This is a genomic window from Erwinia persicina (genome assembly GCF_014838825.1).
Lineage (GTDB): Bacteria > Pseudomonadota > Gammaproteobacteria > Enterobacterales > Enterobacteriaceae > Erwinia > Erwinia persicina_A.
Window position 1 is genome coordinate 379,946 of sequence record NZ_JACYMO010000002.1, and the last position, 24,443, is coordinate 404,388.

General features: G+C 57.9%; 24 protein-coding genes. 12 read left to right on the forward strand and 12 right to left on the reverse strand.

Annotated elements, in window-relative coordinates; genetic code table 11:
- Positions 1–15: 15 nt before the first annotated feature.
- Positions 16–2,040, reverse strand: coding sequence for an excinuclease ABC subunit UvrB (gene uvrB, locus IFU29_RS07780; protein WP_191933420.1), 2,025 nt, complete (start codon positions 2,038–2,040; stop codon positions 16–18).
- A 912-nt stretch (positions 2,041–2,952) separates the two neighbouring features.
- Between uvrB and IFU29_RS07785 the strand changes: the two genes are divergently transcribed.
- The gene (locus tag IFU29_RS07785) at positions 2,953–3,669 is read left to right on the forward strand and encodes an ABC transporter ATP-binding protein (protein WP_191933421.1); all 717 of its coding nucleotides are present in this window, start codon (positions 2,953–2,955) and stop codon (positions 3,667–3,669) included.
- A 76-nt stretch (positions 3,670–3,745) separates the two neighbouring features.
- Here IFU29_RS07785 and bioD read toward each other — a convergent pair whose 3' ends face one another.
- Genes bioD through bioB form a run of 4 tightly spaced genes read right to left on the reverse strand, consistent with a single transcriptional unit; the run spans position 3,746 to position 7,331 of the window.
- Positions 3,746–4,414 (reverse strand): dethiobiotin synthase, encoded by a 669-nt coding sequence (gene bioD / locus IFU29_RS07790; protein ID WP_191933422.1) that lies wholly within the window; start codon positions 4,412–4,414, stop codon positions 3,746–3,748.
- Positions 4,407–5,165, reverse strand: coding sequence for a malonyl-ACP O-methyltransferase BioC (gene bioC / locus IFU29_RS07795; protein ID WP_191933423.1), 759 nt, complete (start codon positions 5,163–5,165; stop codon positions 4,407–4,409). Before bioC ends, bioD begins: the two co-directional genes overlap by 8 nt.
- Positions 5,146–6,300 carry an 8-amino-7-oxononanoate synthase gene (gene bioF, locus IFU29_RS07800; RefSeq protein WP_191933424.1) on the reverse strand — a complete coding sequence of 385 codons (1,155 nt, stop codon included), beginning with the start codon at positions 6,298–6,300 and terminating at the stop codon, positions 5,146–5,148. The genes bioC and bioF overlap by 20 nt, the downstream gene beginning before the upstream one ends.
- On the reverse strand, positions 6,300–7,331 hold the full coding sequence (bioB, locus tag IFU29_RS07805) for a biotin synthase BioB (protein WP_191933425.1): 1,032 nt from the start codon (positions 7,329–7,331) through the stop codon (positions 6,300–6,302). The genes bioF and bioB overlap by 1 nt, the downstream gene beginning before the upstream one ends.
- A gap of 89 nt (positions 7,332–7,420) precedes the next feature.
- Between bioB and bioA the strand changes: the two genes are divergently transcribed.
- From bioA to IFU29_RS07825, 4 genes are all read left to right on the forward strand, one after another.
- Complete coding sequence (gene bioA / locus IFU29_RS07810; RefSeq protein ID WP_191933426.1) at positions 7,421–8,713, forward strand: adenosylmethionine--8-amino-7-oxononanoate transaminase; 1,293 nt, start codon at positions 7,421–7,423, stop codon at positions 8,711–8,713.
- A gap of 86 nt (positions 8,714–8,799) precedes the next feature.
- On the forward strand, positions 8,800–9,846 hold the full coding sequence (locus tag IFU29_RS07815) for an NADP-dependent oxidoreductase (RefSeq protein WP_191933427.1): 1,047 nt from the start codon (positions 8,800–8,802) through the stop codon (positions 9,844–9,846).
- Positions 9,843–10,523, forward strand: a complete 681-nt coding sequence (locus tag IFU29_RS07820) for a type 1 glutamine amidotransferase domain-containing protein (RefSeq protein ID WP_191933428.1) — start codon at positions 9,843–9,845, stop codon at positions 10,521–10,523. Before IFU29_RS07815 ends, IFU29_RS07820 begins: the two co-directional genes overlap by 4 nt.
- 56 nt (positions 10,524–10,579) lie before the next feature.
- The gene (locus tag IFU29_RS07825) at positions 10,580–11,056 is read left to right on the forward strand and encodes a kinase inhibitor (RefSeq protein ID WP_062746450.1); all 477 of its coding nucleotides are present in this window, start codon (positions 10,580–10,582) and stop codon (positions 11,054–11,056) included.
- Between the two features lie 56 nt (positions 11,057–11,112).
- On the opposite strand, the gene ampC is transcribed toward IFU29_RS07825, so the two are convergent.
- Positions 11,113–12,228, reverse strand: coding sequence for a class C beta-lactamase (ampC, locus tag IFU29_RS07830; RefSeq protein WP_191933663.1), 1,116 nt, complete (start codon positions 12,226–12,228; stop codon positions 11,113–11,115).
- A 135-nt stretch (positions 12,229–12,363) separates the two neighbouring features.
- Here ampC and ampR point away from each other — a divergent pair, with 135 nt between their 5' ends.
- Positions 12,364–13,242 carry a LysR family transcriptional regulator AmpR gene (gene ampR / locus IFU29_RS07835; protein WP_191933429.1) on the forward strand — a complete coding sequence of 293 codons (879 nt, stop codon included), beginning with the start codon at positions 12,364–12,366 and terminating at the stop codon, positions 13,240–13,242.
- Positions 13,243–13,319: 77 nt separating this feature from the next.
- On the opposite strand, the gene IFU29_RS22785 is transcribed toward ampR, so the two are convergent.
- A complete protein-coding gene (locus tag IFU29_RS22785) occupies positions 13,320–13,475 on the reverse strand; it encodes a DUF943 family protein (protein WP_191933430.1) in 156 nt (51 codons plus the stop codon).
- Between the two features lie 99 nt (positions 13,476–13,574).
- A complete protein-coding gene (pgl, locus tag IFU29_RS07845) occupies positions 13,575–14,567 on the reverse strand; it encodes a 6-phosphogluconolactonase (RefSeq protein ID WP_191933431.1) in 993 nt (330 codons plus the stop codon).
- A gap of 147 nt (positions 14,568–14,714) precedes the next feature.
- On the opposite strand from pgl, the gene IFU29_RS07850 reads away from it, so the two are divergent.
- Entirely contained in the window at positions 14,715–15,533 is an 819-nt protein-coding gene (locus IFU29_RS07850; protein WP_191933432.1) for a pyridoxal phosphatase, read from the forward strand.
- Here the strand turns inward: IFU29_RS07850 and modC are convergent, their stop codons facing one another.
- The 4 genes from modC to IFU29_RS07870 all read right to left on the reverse strand — a co-directional run bounded on the left by modC (position 15,534) and on the right by IFU29_RS07870 (position 18,369).
- Complete coding sequence (modC, locus tag IFU29_RS07855; protein WP_191933433.1) at positions 15,534–16,592, reverse strand: molybdenum ABC transporter ATP-binding protein ModC; 1,059 nt, start codon at positions 16,590–16,592, stop codon at positions 15,534–15,536.
- Positions 16,592–17,281: a molybdate ABC transporter permease subunit gene (gene modB / locus IFU29_RS07860; RefSeq protein ID WP_191933434.1), complete on the reverse strand. Its 690-nt coding sequence runs from the start codon at positions 17,279–17,281 to the stop codon at positions 16,592–16,594. The genes modC and modB overlap by 1 nt, the downstream gene beginning before the upstream one ends.
- Entirely contained in the window at positions 17,278–18,051 is a 774-nt protein-coding gene (gene modA, locus IFU29_RS07865; protein WP_191933435.1) for a molybdate ABC transporter substrate-binding protein, read from the reverse strand. The genes modB and modA overlap by 4 nt, the downstream gene beginning before the upstream one ends.
- Before the next feature lie 153 nt (positions 18,052–18,204).
- Positions 18,205–18,369, reverse strand: a complete 165-nt coding sequence (locus tag IFU29_RS07870; protein ID WP_072277518.1) for an AcrZ family multidrug efflux pump-associated protein — start codon at positions 18,367–18,369, stop codon at positions 18,205–18,207.
- Positions 18,370–18,515: 146 nt separating this feature from the next.
- On the opposite strand from IFU29_RS07870, the gene modE reads away from it, so the two are divergent.
- The 5 genes from modE to galM all read left to right on the forward strand — a co-directional run bounded on the left by modE (position 18,516) and on the right by galM (position 24,383).
- Complete coding sequence (gene modE, locus IFU29_RS07875; protein WP_191933436.1) at positions 18,516–19,295, forward strand: molybdenum-dependent transcriptional regulator; 780 nt, start codon at positions 18,516–18,518, stop codon at positions 19,293–19,295.
- Between the two features lie 74 nt (positions 19,296–19,369).
- Entirely contained in the window at positions 19,370–20,848 is a 1,479-nt protein-coding gene (modF, locus tag IFU29_RS07880) for a molybdate ABC transporter ATP-binding protein ModF (RefSeq protein ID WP_191933437.1), read from the forward strand.
- A gap of 315 nt (positions 20,849–21,163) precedes the next feature.
- Complete coding sequence (gene galT / locus IFU29_RS07885; protein ID WP_191933438.1) at positions 21,164–22,207, forward strand: galactose-1-phosphate uridylyltransferase; 1,044 nt, start codon at positions 21,164–21,166, stop codon at positions 22,205–22,207.
- 2 nt (positions 22,208–22,209) lie between these two features.
- Positions 22,210–23,358, forward strand: coding sequence for a galactokinase (galK, locus tag IFU29_RS07890; protein ID WP_191933439.1), 1,149 nt, complete (start codon positions 22,210–22,212; stop codon positions 23,356–23,358).
- The gene (gene galM, locus IFU29_RS07895) at positions 23,352–24,383 is read left to right on the forward strand and encodes a galactose-1-epimerase (protein WP_191933440.1); all 1,032 of its coding nucleotides are present in this window, start codon (positions 23,352–23,354) and stop codon (positions 24,381–24,383) included. The genes galK and galM overlap by 7 nt, the downstream gene beginning before the upstream one ends.
- The last annotated feature ends 60 nt before the right edge of the window (positions 24,384–24,443 follow it).

The following is a 24,443-nucleotide window of genomic DNA, read 5'->3' on the forward strand; positions in this document are numbered from 1 at the left end:
GATCGGCCCTTTGCATTATGACGCGGCAATAAACAGCTCGCGTACCTGATGCAGCTGATCGCGAACCTGAGCGGCCTCTTCAAACTCCAGGTTTTGCGCATGCTTCTGCATCTGCGCCTCGAGCTGATGGATGCGTTTTTGCAGCCCCTGTGGCGAGAGATCAACATAGGCCGGATCGTCCTCAACAATGCTGCGCCCCTTCATGCTGCGCACTTTCGCTTTGTTTTTCGCCAGCCCCTGCCCTAACTCCAGAATATCAGCAATCTTCTTGTTCAGGCCCTGCGGGACAATACCGTGCTCCAGGTTGTATTGCTCCTGCTTCTCACGGCGGCGTTCCGTCTCACTGATGGCGCGCGCCATTGACGGGGTGATTTTGTCACCGTAGAGAATCGCTTTCCCGTTAAGGTTACGTGCTGCACGCCCGATGGTCTGGATCAGTGAGCGCTCTGAACGCAGGAAGCCTTCTTTATCCGCATCAAGGATCGCCACCAGCGATACCTCAGGCATATCCAGCCCTTCACGCAGCAGGTTAATCCCCACCAGCACGTCAAATTCACCCAGACGCAGGTCGCGGATAATTTCCACGCGCTCAACGGTGTCGATATCCGAGTGCAGGTAGCGCACACGCTCACCGTGCTCTTCCAGGTACTCCGTCAGGTCTTCGGCCATGCGTTTGGTCAGCACTGTCACCAGCACGCGCTCGTTAATCGCCACGCGTTTGCGGATTTCCGACAGCAGATCGTCAACCTGGGTCCCAACGGGCCGGACTTCGATTGTCGGATCCAGCAGTCCGGTAGGTCTTACCACCTGATCCACCACGTCCCCGCCCGACTTCTCCAGCTCATAGTTACCGGGTGTAGCCGAGACATAAATCGTCTGCGGGGCCAGCCCCTCGAACTCTTCAAATTTCATCGGACGGTTATCCAGCGCCGACGGCAGGCGGAAGCCATACTCGACCAGCGTCTCTTTACGCGCCCGGTCCCCGCGATACATCCCGCCGATTTGCGGAATAGTGACGTGGGATTCGTCAATTACCAGCAGGCCGTCGGCGGGCAGGTAGTCGAACAGGGTCGGCGGGGCTTCGCCCGGCCCGCGGCCTGACAGATAGCGGGAGTAGTTTTCGATACCGGAGCAGTAACCCAGCTCGTTCATCATTTCCAGATCAAACTGGGTACGCTGGCTGAGGCGCTGCTCTTCCAGCAGCTTATTGTTAGCCAGCAGCACCTGCTTGCGCTCTGCCAGCTCGACTTTGATCTCCTCCATCGCCTGCAGGATACGCTCACGTGGCGTCACATAGTGCGTTTTCGGATAGATGGTATAACGCGGGATCACGGAGTTAATCTGGCCGGTCAGCGGGTCGAAGACAGACAGACGCTCAACTTCCTCATCAAATAACTCCACGCGCAGCGCATAGTCATCAGACTCTGCCGGGAAAATATCAATGACCTCACCGCGCACGCGGAAGGTGCCGCGCTGGAAGGCCTGATCATTGCGGGTATATTGCAGCTCCGCCAGGCGGCGCAGGATTGCACGCTGGTCAATCACCATGCCACGCGTCAGATGCAGCATCATCTTCAGATAAAGGTCAGGATCGCCCAGACCATAGATCGCCGAGACCGAGGCCACCACAATGACATCGCGTCGTTCCAGCAGGGCTTTGGTCGCTGACAAGCGCATCTGCTCAATATGTTCGTTTACCGAGGCGTCTTTTTCGATAAAGGTGTCAGAACTGGGGACGTAGGCTTCAGGCTGGTAATAATCGTAATAAGAGACAAAGTACTCTACGGCGTTATCCGGGAAGAATTCCTTCATTTCGCCGTACAGCTGGGCCGCCAGCGTCTTGTTCGGTGCCAGTACCATCGTCGGCCGGTTAAGGTCGGCAATGACGTTGGCCACGGTGAACGTTTTACCCGATCCGGTTACGCCCAGCAGCGTCTGATGCGCCAGCCCGTCTTCCAGCCCCTCTTCAAGGCGGCGGATGGCCTCCGGCTGGTCGCCAGAAGGTTTGAAATCGGAGTTGAGTTTAAAGACTTTGCTCATTAACAGGCTACCTGATGAAGATGTGCGCGAACCGGACTCTAATTCTACTCTGCCGTGACGATTTTGCCAGAAAAAAAGACTGGATAAATTCACAGTTGTTTTTCATACTGCTTCAGGGAACAGCATACCCGCCCTTTTGCCGTTCGTTGCGCAAACGTATGCGGAAAGTGCCTGTACGGCTTATCCCCAGATAGTTTCGTTTTTTAACATTTGTCAATAGTGTCAAGGCAAAAGCCAGGCGGGATGAGGGAGGGAAACCCAGCCATATTGATTTTAAATAACCAATTGATTTTAATTGATATTAATCATAAGACGAGTTTCGCAGCAACCGGAGCCTAAGCCGCGTCCGCTCTCGCCTTGCGCAGGTTTTCAGACGCTAATGCACAAGGTTATCCACAGGAATAGTGGATAACTGTTTTCAGCGCCTGACCCGACTGATATGTATAAATCGTCCCCATGCTCTCTTCCGCCAGCCAAATATTTTTTTTTCCTTTTTTTTTGCCCCCATCACGGCCATTTTCCAGGCATATAGTCAGAGTTATACACCGCCTTATCAGCGATCGGCCCCATCCCCTCTTCGCGTAGGGCCCTGGCCCCGATCGGGTGACGAGCCATTGCACCATCACCGCCCAGGCACCAGCACTGCCCCGGTGCAGAACGCCCTCCGCCAGCATTAAATGTTTAGCGCCGCTGACCTTTTCGCCGCGCGAAGACGATCGCAGTCTCTGTTTCTGGCCTTTATCCGAACTGGCCTGCTATTTGCAAGATTAGCGTTACCGCCTCACCTGTCAGGACACCAGAGCGAGGCGCATAAAGCCGCGGGCGTCAAAGTGACGCCGGACTGTTTGCCAGACGTCACAGAGCGTAAGCAATACAGATGCGATCGATAACTGTCTGGATGGAGAGTATCAGATGCTCAGTTTACGTTCTGTTAATCAATTCTATGGGCAAAACCATATTTTGTGGGATGTCGATCTGGATCTGCAGCCCGGTACCTGTACCGGAATTATCGGCCGTCAGGGCATGGGGAAAACCACCCTGGTTAACTGTATTATGGGGCACCTGCCCATCAACAGCGGGTCGATGATCTGGCAGGAAGATAACGGGCCGCCTCAGGATCTGCTGTTGCAGCCCGTCGAGCAGCGTGCTTCGCTGGGGATAGGTTATGTGCCGCAGGGCCGCCTTATTTTCTCGCAGATGACCGTGGAAGAGAACCTGCAAATCGCCCTGCTGGCGGATGCCGGCATGGCGCGTCATCGGGCGATACCACCGATGGTTTACGACCTGTTTCCGGCGCTCTATTCCCTGCGCCACCAGCGTAGCGGTGAGCTGCTGATTGACCTGCAGCAGCAGCTGGCGCTGGCGCGTGCGCTGGTGCTGCAGCCAAAACTGCTGATTCTGGATGAGCCAACGGAGGGGATGTCGCCGTGGCTGGAGGAGGAGATGGGTAACCTTATCCACCGTCTGAACCACGACTTCGGCATGACCATCCTGCTGCTGGAACAGCGCCTGTCGTTTATCCGTCGGGTGGCAGACTATTTCCTGCTGCTGCATCGCGGGCGCAATGTCGCTCACGGCACGGTGGCCCAGCTGGACGACATCACGGTAAACACCTGGCTGACGGTGTGATGACAGCACACAGTACGGAAAAAAGAGGAAGGGCAACAGCAGAAATGATCGCCCCGACCAGCTCATACCGGACGTATCAGGGTAAGGTGATAAAGCGCCCCACGTCGGTAAAATCCCGTCCTTGCAGATGTGGGATTTTCCCCAACAGCGGGGCGTCGATACGCCGGGCCAGCGTATCCAGATATTCCTGATGCCGTTTCCCCGGCGGCTGGATGCCATTGGCGATCCAGCCGGCCAGCGGCAGTCCCGCCGCTTTTACCGCCAGAACGGTGAGCAGCGCATGGTTGATACACCCCAGCTTGATGCCCACCACCAGAATGACCGGCAGCTGCTCCTGCTGGACCCAGTCGGCAAAGGTCAGGGTAGCAGAGAGCGGCGTAAACCAGCCGCCCGCCCCTTCCGTCAGTACCCAGTCAGCCTGCTGTGAAACCACCTCAAGGCCCGCTGACAGCTGCATACTGGTGATCGGCCGGTGCTCTTCCGCACTGATGATATGAGGCGAGGTCGGCTCAATAAAGGCCAGCGGATTGACCATCGCATAAGGCAGCCTGACCGCACTGTAGTGCTGTAAGGCCAGGGCATCCTCATTACGGATCCCGTCCGGGGTCATTTCACTGCCGGAGGCAACCGGCTTATACCCGGCACAGCGATAGCCCGCCGCCTGCGCTGCCTGTAGCAGCGCACAGCTGGCGACGGTTTTTCCCACTTCCGTATCCGTTCCGGTGACAAACCAGCGTTTACTCACGTTCCATGACTCCTGAAACCAGTTGATAACTCAGTAGACAGCCGCGCACATCGCGCGGCCAGACGGCTTCCAGCCGCTGCAGTTGACCCCTGCTCAGCCCCTGCCCGCCACGTCCCTGGTGCAGATGGGTCGCGCCGATGCCTTTTAATGACCGCAGCAGACTGAGGACGTCCGGAAACGCCAGCGTCAGCGTGTAAGGGGTCAGGGTCAGGTTCATCCCCGCCGCCGCCTGTTCCAGCTGCCGCAGCCGGGCAAACTGGTTGACCGGCGCGCGTTCGCCCAGCGCCTGCCAGGCGTGCTGAACCTCGTTCAGAGAGCCGTCGAGCAGCGTGGAAAACAGCACCTGCCCGCCGGGGCGGGTTACGCGCCACAGCTCTTTCAGCGCCTGGGGCAAGTCGCTGCACCACTGGATGGCCAGACTGCTCCAGCAGCGGTCAAAGCTGCCCGCAGCAAACGGCAGTGCCTCAATATCCCCGGGCTGATAGCAGTCAGCGACCTGGCTGAGTGCCGCCTGCTGCAGCATTTTCTCTGACAGGTCAAGTGCGGTAACGTGGTGCCCGGCGCTGCGCCAGCGCTGGCTGAACCAGCCGGTGCCGCAGCCTGCATCGAGCACCCGCAGCCCCTCACCGGGGCGGGCCAGGGCCAGCAGATGCTCTCCGCACTGCCGCTGGAGGTCAGCGTACCGGTTATAGCTTTGCGCCGCACGGCCAAAGGCCGCGGCCACAGCCTGTTTATCCACGGTCTGCTGCATACAGCGCCTCCAGAAGCTGATCGATGTCGTCCCGGCGATGGGCCGCGCTGAGGGTAATGCGCAGCCGTGAGGTACCGGGCGGAACGGTAGGCGGGCGGATGGCACTCACCCAGCAGCCACGCTCGCGCAGGTGCTGCGACAGCCCCAGCGCGGCCTGCTCCTCTCCAACAATCAGGGGCTGAATTGCACTGTCAGACGCTGACAGGGGCCAGGACAACCCTTCCGCATGCTGACGAAAGTAGCGGATATGCTCCGTCAGTGTCTTGCGGAGATCTTCCCCCTGCCGGACCGCATGCAGCGCAGCATGGATAGCGCAGACCTGCGCCGGGGGCATGGCGGTGCTGTAAATCAGATGGCGGGCAAACTGCAGCAGATACTCCGCCGTATCATCATCACACAGCAGTGCCGCCCCGCTTACGCCGAAGGCTTTGCCAAAAGTGACGATCAGCAGCTCCGCTTTCACGCCCTGCTGCCAGCCGCTACCGCGCCCCTGCTCACCGCAGACGCCGACACCGTGGGCATCATCCACCAGCAGCCAGCTTCCGCTGCGTTGTGACAGCGCATGCAGCGCCGCCAGCGGTGCGCGGTCACCGTCCATGCTGAAGATGCCCTCCGTCACCACCAGCGTTTCGCCCGGGGTGTCGCCGGCCAGCAGCGTCGCCAGCGCACCGGGCTGATTGTGGGCAAAGCGGCGCAGCGTGGCCGGACTGAGGCTGGCCGCCTCCAGCAGCGAGGCATGACAGAGCTTATCGGCGAATATCCGATCGTTTTTCGCCAGCATTGCCGCGATCACCGCCTGATTAGCCGAAAACCCTGACATAAACAGCAGGCTGCGGTCGTAGCCCAGCCAGTCGGCCAGCGCCTCCTCCAGGTCAGCCTGCGGTGCCCGGTAGCCAGTGACATGCGTCGATCCCCCTGCGCCGACGCCATAGCGTTCAGCCCCCTGCTGCCAGGCGCGGACGATGCCGGGATCGTGGCTCAGCCCGAGATAGTCGTTCGCGGAGAAATTGAGGTAGTCCGTCCCGGCTACCCGCAGGCGGCGCGCATCGCCCTGCTGGCTGGCGTGGCGCTGACGATACTGACCGCGCTGGCGTCTGGCGCTCAGGGCCTGTGTCAGGCGTTGTGACCAGGCCATTACACTGCCGCGTTATAAAACAGATCGGTATCGGCCTGCATCAGCTGCGCTGCCAGCGCCTGCTGCTGCTCGTTATCACCGCTGTCGGTCACGCTGTCCTGGGGGTTGAGGCCCAGCTTGCGGAACAGTATCCGGTCTTTGTCCTCCTCCGGGTTAGGCGTGGTCAGCAGCTTGCAGCCGTAGAATATCGAGTTAGCCCCGGCCATAAAACACATCGCCTGGGTCTGTTCGCTCATCTGTTCGCGCCCGGCAGAGAGCCGTACGTGGGAGCGCGGCATCATGATGCGCGCCACCGCGATGGTGCGGATAAAGTCGAACGGATCGACATCGTCATTATCCGCCAGCGGAGTGCCTTTCACTTTGACCAGCATGTTAATCGGCACGCTTTCCGGCGGGGTCGGCAGGTTGGACAGCTGTACCAGCAGCCCGGCACGGTCGCTGACCGTTTCGCCCAGCCCGACAATGCCGCCGGAGCAGACTTTGATACCGGCGTCACGCACCTGCCCGAGGGTGTCCAGCCGCTCCTGATAGCTGCGGGTGGTGATAATACTGCCGTAAAACTCCGGCGAGGTATCAAGGTTGTGGTTGTAGAAATCCAGTCCGGCCTGCGCCAGGCGCTGCGCCTGTTGCTGGCTGAGGGTGCCCAGGGTCATGCAGGTTTCCATGCCCATCGCTTTGACCCCCTGCACCATCTGTTCCAGGTAAGGCATGTCGCGCTCATGGGGATTTTTCCACGCGGCCCCCATGCAGAAGCGCCCGGATCCGGCCGCCTTCGCTTTACGCGCTGAACTGAGCACCTCTTCCACCTCCATCAGGCGTTCCGACTCCAGCCCGGTTTTGTAACGCGCGCTTTGCGGACAGTATTTGCAGTCCTCCGGGCAGGCCCCGGTTTTAATCGACAGCAGCGTGCTGACCTGCACCTGGCGCGGGTCAAAATGCTGACGATGCGTCTGCTGGGCTTCAAACATCAGTTCGAGAAAAGGCTTATCAAACAGCGCCTGTGCCTGAGAGAGGGTCCAACGTGTTGCCATTGCTTGCTCCAAAAAAGTCTGTCATTTGTCTTCACGGCCTGGTTATACTTGTAAACTAAATTTTTTACTTTTGGTTTACAAGTGATTTTATGACCCCAGACGATCTCGCCTTTGACCGTGACCATATCTGGCACCCGTACACCTCCATGAGCCACCCGCTGCCCTGCTATCCGGTGGTGGCCACCGCCGGCACGTCGCTTCAACTGGAAGACGGGCGGGAGCTGGTCGACGGCATGTCCTCCTGGTGGGCTGCGATCCATGGCTATAACCATCCGCGCCTGAACCAGGCGCTGCAAACCCAGATGGCGCAGATGTCTCACGTGATGTTTGGCGGGATCACCCATCCGGCTGCCGTGTCGCTGTGCCGCCGTCTGGTGGCGATGACACCTGCCCCGCTGTCGTGCGTGTTCCTTGCGGATTCGGGATCGGTAGCGGTCGAAGTGGCGATGAAAATGGCGCTGCAGTACTGGCAGGCAAAAGGGGAAAAGCGTCAGCGCTTTCTCACCCTGCGTAACGGCTATCACGGGGATACCTTTGCCGCCATGTCGGTATGCGACCCGCAGAACAGCATGCACAGCCTGTATCAGGGCTACCTGCCGGAGCACCTGTTCGTTCCCGCTCCGCCGCGTATTGACCAGCCGTGGCAGGAGCAGGACGCCGACGCCCTCGAACAGGCCATAGTGGCCCATCATCACCAGCTGGCGGCGGTGATCCTTGAACCCATCGTGCAGGGAGCAGGCGGCATGCGCTTTTATCACCCGCGCTATCTCCGTCGGGTGCGTGAGCTGTGCGATCGTTACCAGCTGCTGCTGATCACCGATGAAATTGCCACCGGTTTTGGCCGCACCGGTAAACTGTTTGCCTGTGAACATGCGGGTATCAGCCCGGACATCCTCTGCGTGGGCAAGGCGCTGACCGGGGGCACAATGACCCTGTCGGCCACCCTGACCACCCGGCAGGTGGCCGAGACCATCAGCAATGGCGAAGCGGGCTGCTTTATGCACGGACCGACGTTTATGGGGAACCCGCTGGCCTGCGCCGTGGCGTCGGAAAGCCTGGCCATGCTGCAGGAAAATCACTGGCTAACGCAGGTTAGTGCCATTGAGCGACAGCTCAGTACCGCGCTTCTGCCGTTGCGTGCCAGCCCGGAGGTGGCTGATGTGCGCGTGCTGGGTGCGATTGGCGTGGTGGAGACCCACCGGCCGGTGAATATGGCGGCGATGCAGCAGTTTTTTGTGCAACAGGGCGTGTGGATCCGCCCCTTTGGCCGGCTGATATATCTGATGCCTCCCTATGTGATCTCACCCGGGGCGCTGGCCCGGTTAACGGACGCGGTCGCCGCCGCCGTAGCACATCCTGCCCTGTTTAATTATCTGAAATAAAGGCACCCTCCAGGCAGCCATCTCTGTGATGGGCTAGACTTTTACCAGGTTTTTTTGCGGCTGACTGCCGCATATCAGGAGATAACATGCCACAAGATAAACATACCAATCGTCGGCTGTTGCTGGCATCGCGCCCGCACGGTGCGCCGACCCCAGCCAATTTCCACCTGGAATCTCAACACGTTCCCACCCCTGCTCAGGGCGAGGTACTCCTGCGCACCATCTGGCTGTCGCTGGACCCGTACATGCGCGGACGGATGAGCGATGCCCCTTCTTACGTCCCGCCCGTTGCCGTCAATGAGGTGATGTGTGGCGGCACGGTGTCGATAGTAGAACGTTCAGAACACCCTGACTTCGCCGCAGGCGACTGGGTGCTGGGCTACAGCGGCTGGCAGGATTTTGCCCTGTCCACCGGTGAAGACCTGGTGAAACTTAGCGGCCCGGTGCTGAAGCATCCTTCATGGGCGCTGGGTATGCTCGGCATGCCGGGCTTCACGGCCTATATGGGACTGCTGGACATCGGTAACCCGCAGGCCGGGGAAACCGTCGTGGTGGCGGCCGCCACCGGAGCCGTGGGCTCGCTTGTCGGTCAGATTGCCAAACTGAAAGGCTGTCATGTTGTCGGGATCGCCGGTGGTGCCGAGAAATGCCGTTATGCCGAAGAAGTGCTGGGCTTTGACCGCTGCCTCGACCACCGCGATGACAACCTGGCTGAACAGCTTGGCCGCCACTGTGCCGATGGCATCGACGTCTACTTCGAAAGCGTGGGAGGCAAAGTGTTTAATGCCGTCCTGCCGCTGATGAACACCAAGGGACGTATTCCGGTCTGTGGGCTGATCGCCGACTATAACAGCACCGGCGCAAGCGACGGTCCGGATCGTCTGCCGCAGCTGCAGAGTGCCATCCTGCGCAAACGCCTGCGCGTGGAAGGCTTTATTATTAATCAGGATTACGGCCACCGCTTTGATGAGTTCTTCCGTCAGATGAGCAAGTGGGTCGCTGAAGATCGTCTGGTCTTCCGCGAAGATATTATCGATGGTCTGGATAATGCGCCGGAGGCCTTCATCGGCATGCTGCAGGGCAAAAACTTTGGCAAGCTCGTGGTTCGCGTGGCAGGAGATAAACCGCAATGAAACTGTTAATGGTACTGACATCACACGACAAACTGGGCGATACCGGCAATAAAACCGGATTCTGGCTGGAAGAGTTTGCTGCCCCCTATTATGTCTTCCGCGATGCGGGGATTTCAGTGGTGCTGGCTTCCCCTGCCGGAGGGCAGCCGCCGCTTGACCCGGTCAGCGATGCGCCCGATGCGCAGACCAGCGATACCGAGCGTTTTCGCAATGACATTGCTGCGCAGCAGGCACTGGCCAACACCCAGCGGCTGGATGCTGTCGACCCCGGCGAATTTGACGCCGTATTCTATCCCGGTGGTCACGGCCCGCTGTGGGATCTGGCCGAAGACCCGACCAGCATTCAGCTGATCGAAACGCTGTTCGCCAACGGTAAGCCCGTCGGCACCGTCTGCCACGCTCCCGGCGTGCTGCGTCACGCGAAAAAGCCGGACGGTACGCCGCTGGTCGCTGGCAAACGCGTCACCGGCTTTACCAACAGTGAAGAACAGGCCGTTGGCCTGACGGATGTGGTACCTTTCCTGGTGGAAGACGAGCTGAAGAAGCTGGGCGGTCAGTTTGAGCGCACCGATGACTGGGGCGTGTACGTGCTGACCGATGGCCATCTGGTCACCGGACAAAACCCGGCCTCTTCCGCTGCCGCAGCCGAAGAGCTGCTGAAGTTACTTCACCAATAACAGGGTGCTCACCCCGGCAGCGGGGTGACATCATATCGGAAGGTTAAGGAGATGGAATGAAGCTAGTCAGCCAGGATTTCAACGACGGCGATAAATTACCGGAACGCCAGGTGCTGAATGCCATGGGTTACCAGGGGGAAAATCTGTCGCCACATCTGGCCTGGGACGAGGTGCCTGCAGGGACGAAAAGTTTTGTCGTCACCTGCTACGATCCTGACGCGCCAACCGGTTCCGGCTGGTGGCACTGGGTGGTAGCTAACCTGCCCGCTGACACGCGGGAACTGGCTGCGGGTGCCGGTTCCGGCAAAGCGGATCTGCCAGCCGGTTCGGTGCAGACCCGCACCGATTTTGGCAGCGCAGGCTACGGCGGCGCGGCACCGCCAAAGGGCGAATCTCACCGCTATATTTTCACCGTTCACGCGATAGACACTGACCGGCTGGAAGTGGATGAGAACGCCAGCGGTGCGATGGTGGGCTTTAACGTCCATTTCCATTCGCTGGGTAGTGCATCAATTACGGCGATGTATTCGTAATTTTCCGGGTAAGAGGCGGGGGCGTTTCCCTTCCGGGCAATGCCCCCGCCTCACTATTACTCTAAAGCCTTGACTATTTGCATGGCGACTTTTACCCGCAAGGTGTTGGGATAGTTTTTATTCGCCAGCATGACAATACCGATCTGTTTTTGTGGGATAAAGGCCACATAGGCTCCAAAGCCCCCCGTAGCACCCGTTTTGTGTACCCATGATGCCTTCACCCGTGGATGCGATTGCGCATCCCGCACCTGCTGGGGCACCAGAGCCACCGGACTATCAGCGCCCCTGATGGCCAGCGCTGACTGTTCTGGCCAGTCAAGCATCTCCCAGCCAAGTCCCTGATATAACGCATCAGTGCGATAATAACGCGTCTGGGCAAGTGCCAGCCCCTGCTGCAATGTCTTATCCCCGACCTGTTCAGGATTCATATTGGCCTGCATCCAGCGCAACATATCTTTTATGGACGACTTTACACCGTAGGATTCGGCATCCAGCATGCCAGGCGATACGCGGACGGGTTTCCCATCGCGATAACCCCACGCATAATCATTTTCGCTGGCTTCTGGTACGGTAATAAATGTGTGTGTGAGTTTTAGTGGCGTCAATACACGCTGCTGCATCACCTGTTCAAAGGAGAGTCCCGTTGGCTTTACCGCCAGCATGCCAAAAAGCCCGATACTGCTATTCGCATATTGCCGCGTCTCTCCCGGTGTCCACTGAGGTTGCCACTGTTGATAGAAGTTTTTCAGCCTGTCTTCATCCGTAACGGCATCCGGAACCTGGAGGGGCAAGCCACCTGCCGTATACGTTGCCAGTTGCAGTAGCGTAATGTTGCGCCACTGTGGAAGATTAAGTGCCGGCCAGTATTGAGTGGCACGATCGTTCAGCGCGATCTCACCTTTTGCCACCGCCACGCCCCCCAGCACACCGGTGAACGTTTTACTTACCGAACCCAGTTCAAAAAGGGTGTCCTGGGTCACCGGGAGATGCTGCTCTTTATCTGCCATACCCCAGGTAAAATAGTAAGGTTTGCCTTTTACCAGGACCGCCACTGCCATACCCGGAATGTTTTGCTGATCGATAAGGGGTTTAATGGCCTGGCTGACCGTTGTTTCCACATCAGGAGCCGCCACAGCACCCAATGAGTATGCCGATGCCAGTACAGCCACCATCACAGCCTGAGAATGTAATTTCACTCTTTTCTAACCTTCCATATTCTTGAACAGCAGACAGTTTGACGGGTTTGACAAACAGCAACAAACTGTTAATTTTTACACCTGATAAAAGAAAATCTTACAGGTAGATCTGTGACCCGTCCTTACATCCCCCTCAATGCGCTAAGAGCGTTTGAAGCAGCTGCACGACATCTAAGTTTTACTAATGCTGCAGTTGAACTGAATGTAACGCATGCGGCCGTGAGCCAGCAGGTAAAGTCGCTTGAGCAGCAGTTGGGCTGCTCGTTATTTTTCCGCGTTGCTCGCGGTCTGATGCTGACCACGGAAGGCGAGAATTTGTTACCGGTCTTAAACGAGTCTTTTGATCGTATTGCCAATACGCTGGACCGTTTCTCTGCGGGTAAAATGCGCGAAAAATTAAAAGTGGGGGTGGTTGGCTCCTTTGCTACCGGTTTGCTGTTGCCGCGCCTGGAGGATTTCAACCACCGTCATCCGCATATTGAGCTGCAACTGTCCACGCACAATAATCGCGTTGACCCCGCAGCCGAAGGTCATGATTACACCATCCGCTTCGGCAGCGGTGCCTGGCACGGCACCGAGGCGACGTTAATTTGTGATGCCCCGTTTTCTCCGCTCTGTCATCCCACGATAGCCCGTCAGTTGCAGCAACCGGCGGACGTGCATAAATTTACGCTGTTGCGGTCATTTCGTCGTGACGAGTGGAGTCACTGGTTGCACAGTCTTAACGAACCTCCACCTTCGCCCTCACATCCGGTGATGATTTTCGACTCTTCGCTGACGATGATCGAGGCGGCCTTGTTGGGAGCGGGCATTGCGCTGGCGCCGGTTAAGATCTTTCATCACCTGCTACAAACAGAGAAGATTGTTCGCCCTTTTGACGCTGAAATCCACCTTGGAGGCTATTGGCTGACACGGTTACAGTCCCAGCCAGAAAGTGAGGCAATGACGATGTTTTCCGACTGGCTTAACCGGCAGTTTAAAGAGAGTTAATGAAGAGGAAGCGGACCTGCCAGATGATTACCCGCAGGTTAAGCACTCTTCTTTTAGTTATCTATAACAACATGTCTTTAATCCGATTTTGTTTTAACAATGATCCCGTTCTTCTTAAGAACGTAAACGCCATCATCAAGTGTAAAATCTGTAACGTTGTATTTATCGCGACTGACAGTCATCATCACATTTTTATCAATACAGTTGATGTTACCTAAGCGGTAATCAATCATCTTTAATAATGCTTCATGTGATATCGCTCTGGCCAATAAAAAAAGGCCAGCCAGAATATGGCCGACCCTTGATATTGACTGCCAAAAAAATTAACGCGCTTAATCCAGCTGGTGAACCACCACCCACATTGGTCCCTGCCCTACCGCATAGCGTGCCAGCGGTTGTAACAGGCCACGGTCAGGAGTGATTTTATACACTTCGATATGGTGTGACTTCTGCCCTGCCGCCACCAGATACTGGCCGCTATGGTCGATGTTGAAACCACGCGGCTGCTTTTCCGTCGGCTGATGGCCTTCAACGGTCAGGGTGGCGCCATCCGCGCTGATGCTGAACGAGGTAATAATGCTGGCGGTACGGTCGCAGCTGAACAGATAGCGGCCATCAGGGGTGATGTGAATATCAGCCGCCCAGCGGGTATCACTGAATCCTTCTGGCATCATATCCAGACTCTGTACTTTCTCCACGTCACCCTTGCTTAAATCCCAGACGTCAACGGTGCTGTCCAGTTCGTTCACGCAGTAGACGTAACGCTGATTCGGGTGGAACGCCATATGACGCGGGCCGGCCCCGGGCTTCGTTTTCAGTTCAGACTGTGCGCACGGCGTCAGTTCACCGCTGTCAGACAGGCTGAACAGCGCGATCCGGTCCTGCTTCAGCGCCGGGACAAACAGCGTCTGGTTCGTCAGGTCGATATTCGCGGAATGACAGCCATCCAGACCGCTCACGGTCTGCACGGGGGCACCCGGCAGGCCATCGGTCCCGATCGGACTGACGCTGACGAAAGCATCGTTGTAGGAGCCGACAAAAATAAAGCGGCCCTCACGATCGGTCGAGATATGCGTCGGGCTGCCCGCCAGGGGCGCATGACCGGCTTCTTTCAGCTTGCCGTCGGCCTCAATGCGGTAGGCTACGATGCGAAAATCCGGGCGTACGCCCACGTAAAGAAACTTTTTATCCGGGCTAACCACCATGGGCTGTACCTGGCCCGGAGCATCGACAACCTGTAGCAGCGTCAGTGCGCCCGCATCATTCATCTGCCAGGCGTGGATCTGATGGCTCTCAGGGCTGGCGGTATAAACAACTTGTTTCATGAATGCTCCTTGTTCTGAACGGAAAATCGGTGAGTGGCAAAGTATTCACCACCGTCGTCGGACTTACTTGCCATCTGTACCGTCAGTTTTGTCGCTGACGTCACAAGGTGTACACTTATTGACTTCTTTTGAGCCACGGGAACTGTTATGAGCTATCGCATCATCGCCCTCGATCTGGACGGCACGCTGTTAACCCCTACCAAAACCATTCTGCCAGAATCACTGGAAGCCCTCAAAAAAGCGCAGCAGGCGGGCATAAAAATCCTGATCGTGACCGGACGCCATCATGTGGCCATCCATCCTTTTTATCAGGCGCTGGCGCTGGATACACCTGCAATCTGCTGTAATGGCACTTATTTGTATGATTATCAGGCGAAAAAGGTTTTAGACAGTGACCCGCTGCCGAAAGATCAGGCACAGCGTGTGATTGAGATGCTCGACAGCGCCGGCATCCACGGCCTGCTGTATGTGGATAACGCCATGCTCTACCAGACCGAAACCGGTCACGTGACCCGGACGATTAACTGGGGGCTGTCGCTGCCGGAAGCCCAGCGTCCGACATTCTTGCAGGTCAACAGCCTGAGTGATGCAGCAAGAGATGCGCAATCGATCTGGAAATTCGCCCTGTCGCATGCCGATACTGCCGCACTGCAGCAGTTTGCAGAAACAGTCGAAGCCGAAATGGGGCTGGCCTGCGAATGGTCATGGCATGACCAGGTAGACATTGCGAAAGCGGGTAACAGTAAAGGGAAACGGCTGGCGCAGTGGGTGGCCGCCAGCGGCTATCAAATGAGCGATGTTATCGCCTTTGGGGATAATTATAACGACCTGAGTATGCTGGAAACCGTCGGGCTGGGCGTGGCGATGGGCAATGCCGATGACGCCATCAAAGCGCGGGCGAAGCGCGTTATCGGCACGAACCTGGAGCCCGGCATCGCGGAAACGATCTACCGGGAAGTATTGTAATCAGGTTGTGATTGAAACGCTTTTGATTTGAGCAAACAGCCACATATTCGGTTTGATCATCAGTTCGTCGCGAGCCCAGGGCGTGATCCGCGCCCACAGTTCGCTCTGCCCCACCAGCAGTTTCACTTCAACCTGATTGTCGATCTCCAGCAGTTCGCCAACCTGTGCGGGGATCACGTTGCGAATGCTGCTGTTCACCGGTGGCTTCAGCACCAGCGAAACATCAGCCGCCTGAATGCGGATACGCATCGGCGTGCCCGCCGGAGCGTCAACGCGGTTGACCCAGATATGCTGATCGCCCAGCGACAGCGCCGTCATCTGATAATGCGGGTGCTGCTCCAGCACCTGCACGCGCAGAATACTGCTCTGCTCACTTTTTGGCAGCCACGGGCGCATTGCGCTGCTGCCCCAGACGCGCTCCAGCGGCCCCAGCGCCTTCACTTCTCCCCGATCCAGTACCATGACGTTATCGGCCAGATGCAGCAGCTCATCCAGACTGTGGCTGACGTAGAGGATCGGGGTAGCGACCTGGCGTGCCAGCTTTTGCAGCCAGGCCAGCAGTTCCCGTTTGCGCGGCAGATCTAGCGAAGCCAGTGGTTCATCCATCAGGAGCATTTCCGGTGCGGTCAGCAGCGCGCGGCCAATGGCAACGCGCTGTTTTTCACCGCCTGACAGTGACCACGGGAAGCGGTCAAGCAGCGCTTCCAGCCCCAGCAGCTGCACCAGCGCATCAAACTGCGGGCGCATACTTTTTGCCATACCGTATTCCAGATTGCCACGCACGCGGTAGTGCGGGAACAGGCGCGCATCCTGGAAAACATAGCCAATGCGGCGCTTTTCCGGCGGTAGCCAGAGCGCGGTGGCGGTATCGCTCAGCACCCGATCGTTAAGCGTGATGCTACCTTGCTGGGGCACGGTCAGCCCGCCGATGGCATTGATCAGTGACGTTTTTCCGGCACCAGAAACGCCAAAAATGGCCGTTACGCCGCTGGCAGGCAAGCTGGCCTTCACTGTCAGGGTGTGGTCGCCCTGTCGTTGGATAAAATCAAGGATCAGCATCAGAGCCCTAAACGCTTACGACCCCAGCGGGTCAGCCATTCGGAAAGAAGCAGGGAGATCAGCGCCAGCAGAATAGCAATCACGCACAGGCGTGCCGTTGCCCCCTCCGCGCCCGGTGTTTCAATCAGCGTATACATCGCAGACGGCAGCGTGCGCGTCTCCCCTGGAATATTCGACACGAAGGTGATGGTGGCACCAAATTCGCCCAGCGAACGGGCAAACGCCAGCACCGTACCGGCAATAATGCCCGGTAGCGTCAGCGGCAGGGTGATGGTTAAAAACACCCGCCAGCGTCCGGCCCCCAGCGTACGTGCCGCCTGCTCCAGTTTACTGTCAACCGCCTCCAGCGCCAGGCGAATAGCGCGCACCATCAGCGGGAAAGCAATGACTGCCGAGGCCAGGGCGGCTCCGCGCCAGCTGAAAGCAAAGCTGAAGCCAAACCAGTCATACAGGTATTCTCCAATAAACCCGCGGCGTCCGAACCCCAGCAGCAGCAAGTAGCCCACCACCACCGGCGGCAGCACCAGCGGCAGATGGATCAGGCTATCGAGCAGAGTTTTTCCCGGGAACTGACGACGCGCCAGCAGCCAGGCCATCAGGATCCCAAAGGGCAGGCTGCAGGCGACCGCCACCAGGGAGACTTTCAGGCTCAGGGCGACGGCCTGCCATTCGGGATCGCTCAATATCATCTTTCAGGTGCAAATCCATATTGTCTGAACACGGCCGCAGCTTGCGGGCCTTTCAGGTAGTTGTAAAAAGCCGTGACGCTGGCACGGTGATGACCTTTTACGATCGCCATCGGGTACTCCACGGGTTGATGACTGGCCTCCGGGAAGAGGCCAACCACGGTGACTTTTTTGCTGGCCACCGCATCTGAACCATACACAATGCCATAAGGCGTTTCATCCCGCTCAACCAGCGCTAGTGCCGCCCGCACGCTGTTGCTGCGCGCCATCAGTGGCGAAAGCTGATCCCATGCGCCCAGGCTCTGCAACGCTTCCCGGGCATAAATCCCGGCGGGAACATGATCCGGATCGCCGACGGCCAGGCGCTGGCCTTTCAGCAGCCCCTTCCAGTCGGTATTTTTACTGATGCTGACCGACTGCGGATGACTGGCCGTCGGTGCAATCAGCACCAGATCGTTACCCAGCAGTGTCACCCGGCTGCCCTCTTCGATGGTTTTTTTCGCCACCGCATAGTCCATCCACTGCTGGTCAGCAGAGATAAACAGATCCGCCGGTGCGCCCTGTTCAATCTGGCGCGCCAGCGTAGACGAGGAGGCAAAGGAAGAGACCACCTTGACCGACGTCTCCTTCCCGTACTGGCTGGCGATAGCGTCCAGCGCATTGGTCAGTGAGGCGGCAGCAAAGACAGTGATTTTCTCTGCGGCCATCGCGTGGCCCCCCAGGCTCAGGCCCACCGCCACAGCGGCGATCCTGTGATTCCATTTTACAGACATGTCTTTTCTCCAGCGGGTTCGTTATGTAATGAATAATATAACGATAGCCAGGGAGCTGTAACGGTATTTATCGGCATGAGGCGGGAGAAGTTTAGCGGAGTGAGCAATGAAAACGCCCGGCAGCGCCGGGCATTATAAAGAGAGGGGTGAGATTTACTGGATGGTCTGGCTTTTCTTCGCCTGCTGGTCATCGCGATGACCAATTTTAGAAATAACGTTAAACACTTCGCCCAGGCCCCAGATCAGACCAAGGATAATCGCCATTACAATCGGCACCATGATAATGGCAACGGCCAGGCCTTTAAGTAACTCCAGCATGGAAACCTCATCTTGCTGATCAAAAAAACCATTGTAGCGACAGCCGCTAATAAAGCACTGACCTTTTGTGCCTTCGTGCGCAAATTATTTCGCCAGGGCTGATAGAATCAGCAGAGACTTTTTACATTTTCCCTGGCGGAGTTCCTATGCAGGCCGATATTTCCCTGATCCTTAAACACCAGCAACGGCTGTTTGCCGACCCGCGCCGCATTGAACTTCTGCGTCAGATCAAAGAGAGCGGCTCGATCAGTCAGGGCGCAAAACTGGCAGGCATCAGCTATAAAAGCGCCTGGGATGCCATCAATGAGATGAACCAGCTGGCCGATCGTACGCTGGTCGATCGCGCCACTGGCGGTAAAGGCGGCGGCGGCGCGGTGGTCACCGCCTACGGTGAACGGCTGATCCAGCTCTATGCGCTGCTCGGGCAAATCCAGCAAAAAGCATTTGATGTACTACAGGACGATGCGCCGCTCGGCAGTCTGCTGGGAGCCATTGCGCGTTTCTCGCTGCAGACCAGCGCCCGCAATCAGTTTTTTGGCACCATCGTGGCGCGCGACAGCCAGCCCGTGCAGCAGCACGTGATGGTGCAGCTGGCCGGTGGGGCCACGCAGATCCAGGTGGCACTGACCGCACAGAGCGCCGATCGCCTGCAGCTGGAAAATGGCAAGGAAGTGCTGGTATTGATTAAAGCCCCGTGGATTGCAGTCAGCAGCGGGAACGCAGAGGCGGACAACCAGCTGCCCGGTACCGTGAGTCAGATTGAACAGGGTGAGACACACAGTGAGATCCTTATCGCACTGACCGGTGGAGAAACCCTCTGCGCCACCGTGGAAAATCAACATATTGCCCAGCAAAAACTCCAGCCGGGCGCGGCGGTAACAGCATATTTTAATGCCGATCGCGCTATCATCGCGACGCTGCTCTGAATCAGTGGCCCGCGTTTGACATCCAGCAGCTGGAAGCCCCTAATGGATTAATGATGCAAATAATGGGATTAACAATGGCAATGTTGCAAATTACGCAAGGTATCTTTCGCCTGAACGATACCCGGACGCTTGATCTTCCTGACCTGACCGTGACCGCTGGCGAGAGCTGGGCTTTCGTGGGAGCCAACGGCAGCGGTAAGTCCTCCCTTGCACGGGCCCTTTCCGGCGAACTGTTGCCCGCGAAAGGACGGGTGGACAGTGCATTTCTGCGCACCACCCGCCTGTCGCTGGAGCAGTTACAGAAACTGGTGGCCGACGAATGGCAGCGTAATAACACCGATATGCTCAGTGCGGACGAAGAGGATACGGGCTTAACGGCCGGAGAAATCATTCAGCAGGAGGTGCGCGATCCCGCCCGCTGTCAGCAGCTGGCGGCACAGTTTGGTATCGAATCGTTGCTGACCCTCCGCTTCAAGTACCTCTCCACGGGTGAAACCCGCAAAACACTGCTCTGTCAGGCGTTGATGGCGCAGCCCGATCTGCTGATCCTCGATGAGCCTTTTGACGGTCTGGACGTGGCGTCGCGCGCCAATCTTGCCAGCGTGCTTGGTAGCCTGCAACGGCAGGGCATCACCCTGGTTCTGGTCCTTAACCGCTTTGATGATATCCCCGATTTCATCGATCGGGTGGGCGTGCTGGCGGAGTGTACCCTCACGCATACCGGCGACCGCCAGGCTATCCTGGCAGAGGCGCTGGTGGCCCAGCTGGCGCACAGCGAGCAGCTGGCAGGGATGACGCTGCCGGAAGTCGATGACGCCACGGCTATTCCCGTACTGGCGGAAGATGCCCCGCTGATCGCATTGCGCGATGGCGTGGTGTCTTACAACGACCGACCGATCCTGCATCACCTCAGCTGGCAGGTCGGGCGTGGCCAGCACTGGCAGATTGTTGGCCCCAACGGTGCCGGAAAGTCGACGCTGCTCAGCCTGGTGACCGGCGATCACCCTCAGGGGTACAGTAACGATCTGACGCTGTTTGGCCGCCGCCGGGGCAGTGGCGAAACCATCTGGGATATTAAGCAGCATATCGGCTATGTCAGCAGCAGCCTGCATCTGGATTACCGCGTCAGCAGCAGCGTGCGCAACGTCGTGCTGTCCGGCTTTTTTGATTCGATCGGCATTTATCAGGCCGTCTCTGACCGCCAGCAGGCGCTGGCCGGGGAGTGGCTGGCGCTGCTGGGGATGAGCGGTGCCGTTGCGAACTCGCCTTTCCACGCGCTCTCGTGGGGTCAGCAGCGTTTAGTGCTGATCGCCCGTGCGCTGGTCAAACACCCGGCGCTGCTGATCCTCGACGAACCCCTGCAGGGACTGGATCCTATTAACCGTCTGCTGGTGCGCCGTTTTGTCGACGTGCTGATTGGTGAAGGACGTACGCAGCTGCTGTTTGTCTCACATCATGCAGAGGATGCGCCGCAGTGTATCACCCACCGTCTGAGCTTTATCGCCGAGGGTGAAGGCTACCGCTACGCCCAGGAACAGCTGTCACCTTTTTGACGCCTGCACGGGTCGGCCGGAACAAAAGGTCGCCCCGTCGGCTGCGCTGAGCGGAAAAAGAACGGTCCCCTCTCCCCCCTGATGGGGCCGACCTTCTTTTTCGGCCAGCCCTCCATGAGAGTGTAACCGCTACCATTATTAACCTCCCCCTGCCTGATTATCTTTTAGCGTCGTGCTATCTTTATTGATAGTTAGGAATATTCAGCTTGTGTAAACGATTCCATTTATACAGACTTGATCACGCTTTCCGCCTGCGCATTGTGCTATTTTTCTTTACAACATATACAGGCATAAACCCGGTTATCAGGACTCATCATGCAGAAATTTAATCCGGTCGATCACCCTCATCGCCGTTACAACCCGCTGACCGATCAGTGGATTTTAGTTTCCCCCCACCGCGCCAAGCGCCCGTGGCAGGGGGCTCAGGAAACTGCCTCGCAGGAAAAACTGCCCGCGCACGATCCTGACTGCTTCCTTTGTCCGGGAAATACGCGGGTGACCGGGGACAAAAATCCTGACTACACCAGTACCTATGTCTTTACCAATGACTTTGCCGCGCTGATGACCGATACCCCGGATGCGCCCGAAAGCGACGATATGCTGATGCGCTGCGAAAGCGCACGCGGCACCAGTCGGGTCATCTGTTTCTCTCCCGACCACAGCAAAACCCTGCCAGAGCTGACGCTTGAAGGGCTGGTCGAGGTGGTGAAAACCTGGCAGGAGCAGACCGCCGATCTGGGACAACACTACCCGTGGGTGCAGGTGTTTGAGAATAAGGGCGCAGCGATGGGCTGTTCCAATCCCCACCCACATGGCCAGGTCTGGGCGAACAGTTTTCTGCCAAATGAAGTCAAACGTGAGGATGACCTGCAGCGCGCCTGGCTCGCCAGACACCACTCGCCGATGCTGGTTGACTATGCTGCACGTGAACTGAAAGACGGCAGCCGCACGGTCGTTGAAACCGAACACTGGCTGGCGGTCATCCCCTGGTGGGCCGCCTGGCCGTTTGAAACGCTGCTGTTGCCAAAAGCCCACATCAAGCGTCTGACTGATTTGACCGACGAGCAGCGCACCGATCTGGCGCTGGCGCTGAAAAAACTGACCAGCCGCTATGACAACCTGTTCCAGTGCTCTTTCCCCTACTCCATGGGCTGGCACGGGGCACCGTTTAACGACGAGGCTAACGATCACTGGCAGCTCCATGCCCATTTCTATCCACCACTGCTGCGTTCCGCGACAGTGCGTAAATTTATGGTCGGCTATGAAATGCTGGCTGAAACCCAACGTGATTTAACGCCCGAGCAGGCAGCAGAGCGTCTGCGTGCGGTGAGCGATATTCATTTCCGTGAGGCGGAATAACCATGAGTTTACAGAATACCACCCAACAGATTTTCACCACCGCTTTTGGCTATGTTCCGACCCACACGCTTCAGGCCCCGGGACGCGTCAATCTGATCGGTGAGCATACCGACTACAACGACGGCTTTGTGCTGCCCTGCGCCATTGACTATCAGACGGTAATTGCCTGTGCAAAACGCAGCGACCGCCAGGTCCGGGTAATTGCCGCCGACTATGAGAATCAGCAGGACATCTTCTCTCTGGATGAGGAGATCGTCAGCCATCCGCATCAGATGTGGTCGAACTACGTGCGCGGCGTGGTAAAACACCTGCTGAAGCGTGCCCCGGACTTTGGCGGCGTGGATATGGTGATCGCCGGTAATGTGCCACAGGGCGCGGGCCTCAGCTCTTCGGCCTCGCTGGAAGTGGCGGTAGGCACCGTGTTTAAACAGCTGTATGCGCTGCCTCTCGACGGTGCGGCAATTGCGGTAAACGGCCAGGAAGCGGAAAATCAGTTTGTTGGCTGTAACTGCGGGATCATGGATCAGCTGATCTCGGCGCTGGGTGAAAAAGACCATGCCATGCTGCTCGACTGCCGCACCCTGAGCACGCGTCCGGTGCCGATGCCATCGGATATCGCCGTGGTGATCATTAACTCAAACTTCCGCCGCAGCCTGGTAGGCAGCGAATACAACACGCGCCGCCAGCAGTGTGAAGCCGGGGCGAAGTTCTTCGGTAAAACCTCGCTGCGCGATGTAGAACTGAGCCAGTTCAGCGCACAGCAGGATGAGCTTGACCCGCTGGTGGCGAAACGTGTGCGCCATGTGCTGACCGAAAATGCCCGTACCCTCGAAGCCGCTGATGTCCTGGCGCGTGGCGACCTCGCCCGCATGGCCGTACTGATGGCCGAGTCACATGCGTCAATGCGCGATGATTTTGAAATTACCGTCCCACCTGTCGATCAGCTGGTCGGCATCGTTAAAACGACCCTCGGTGAACGCGGCGGCGTGCGTATGACCGGCGGGGGTTTCGGTGGCTGCATCGTGGCGCTGATGCCATTTGAACTGGTTGATGCCGTGAAAGCCGCCGTGGCAGCACAGTACGAAGCGGTCTCCGGCATTAAAGAGACCTTCTACGTCTGTAAAGCGTCAGCTGGAGCGGGCCCATGCTAAAACCCAACTCTCACGCCCCTGACGGGCAGCCGTGGCACATTACCACCCTGCGCAACCGCAACGGTATGGTCGCCACGTTTATGGACTGGGGGGCCACCTGGCTTTCTGCCCGCGTACCGATGGGCGACGGACACGTACGCGAAGCGCTGCTGGGCTGCGCCACCCCGTCAGACTACCTGCATCAGTCCGCTTATTTAGGGGCAACGGTCGGCCGCTATGCTAACCGCATTGCCGGTGCCCGCCTGAAGCTGAACGGCGAGGAGATTGCGCTGACTGCCAACCAGGGGACGCATCAGCTGCACGGAGGCCCGGAGGGCTTCCATAACCGCCGATGGCAGATTGTCTGCCAGAGCGACAGCGAAGTGGAATACCGCCTTGACTCACCGGACGGCGATCAGGGCTTTCCTGGCACGCTGCTGGTCAGGCTGCGCTACCATCTGGACGACAACAATACGCTGTCGATCCGTTATGACGCCACTGTGGACAAAGCCTGCCCGGTCAACCTGACCAACCACGCTTATTTTAATCTTGATGCTGAACACGGTGATGCACGCCAGCACCGCTTACAGCTCAATGCAGAACGTTATCTGCCGGTCGACAGCGAAGGGATCCCCAATGCCCCGCTAAAATCCGTGGCAGGGAACAGCTTTGATTTTCGTCAGCCGAAAACCCTCGCGCAGGATTTCCTGCAGGATGACGATCAGCGGGCGGTAAAGGGCTATGATCACGCTTACCTGTTAAACAGCACGCCAGAGTCGCCAGCAGCATCGCTGTGGTCTGCTGACGGTAAACTGCAGCTTAATGTCTTCACCAGCGCCCCGGCATTACAGCTTTACAGCGGGAATTATCTGGAAGGCACTCCGGCACGTGAACAGGGGGTCTATACTGCTTTCCAGGGAATAGCGCTGGAAAGCGAGTTCCTGCCTGACTCACCGAATCACCCAGAGTGGCCGCAGCCCGACTGCTGGTTGCAGCCAGGTGAAACGTATCAGTCGGTCACCCGGTACCAACTGACGCCGGTTTGACAGAGCGCATGAAAATCGCGCATCGCGAGCGTTACGGGCTTACGCGCTGCGCAGAATTCA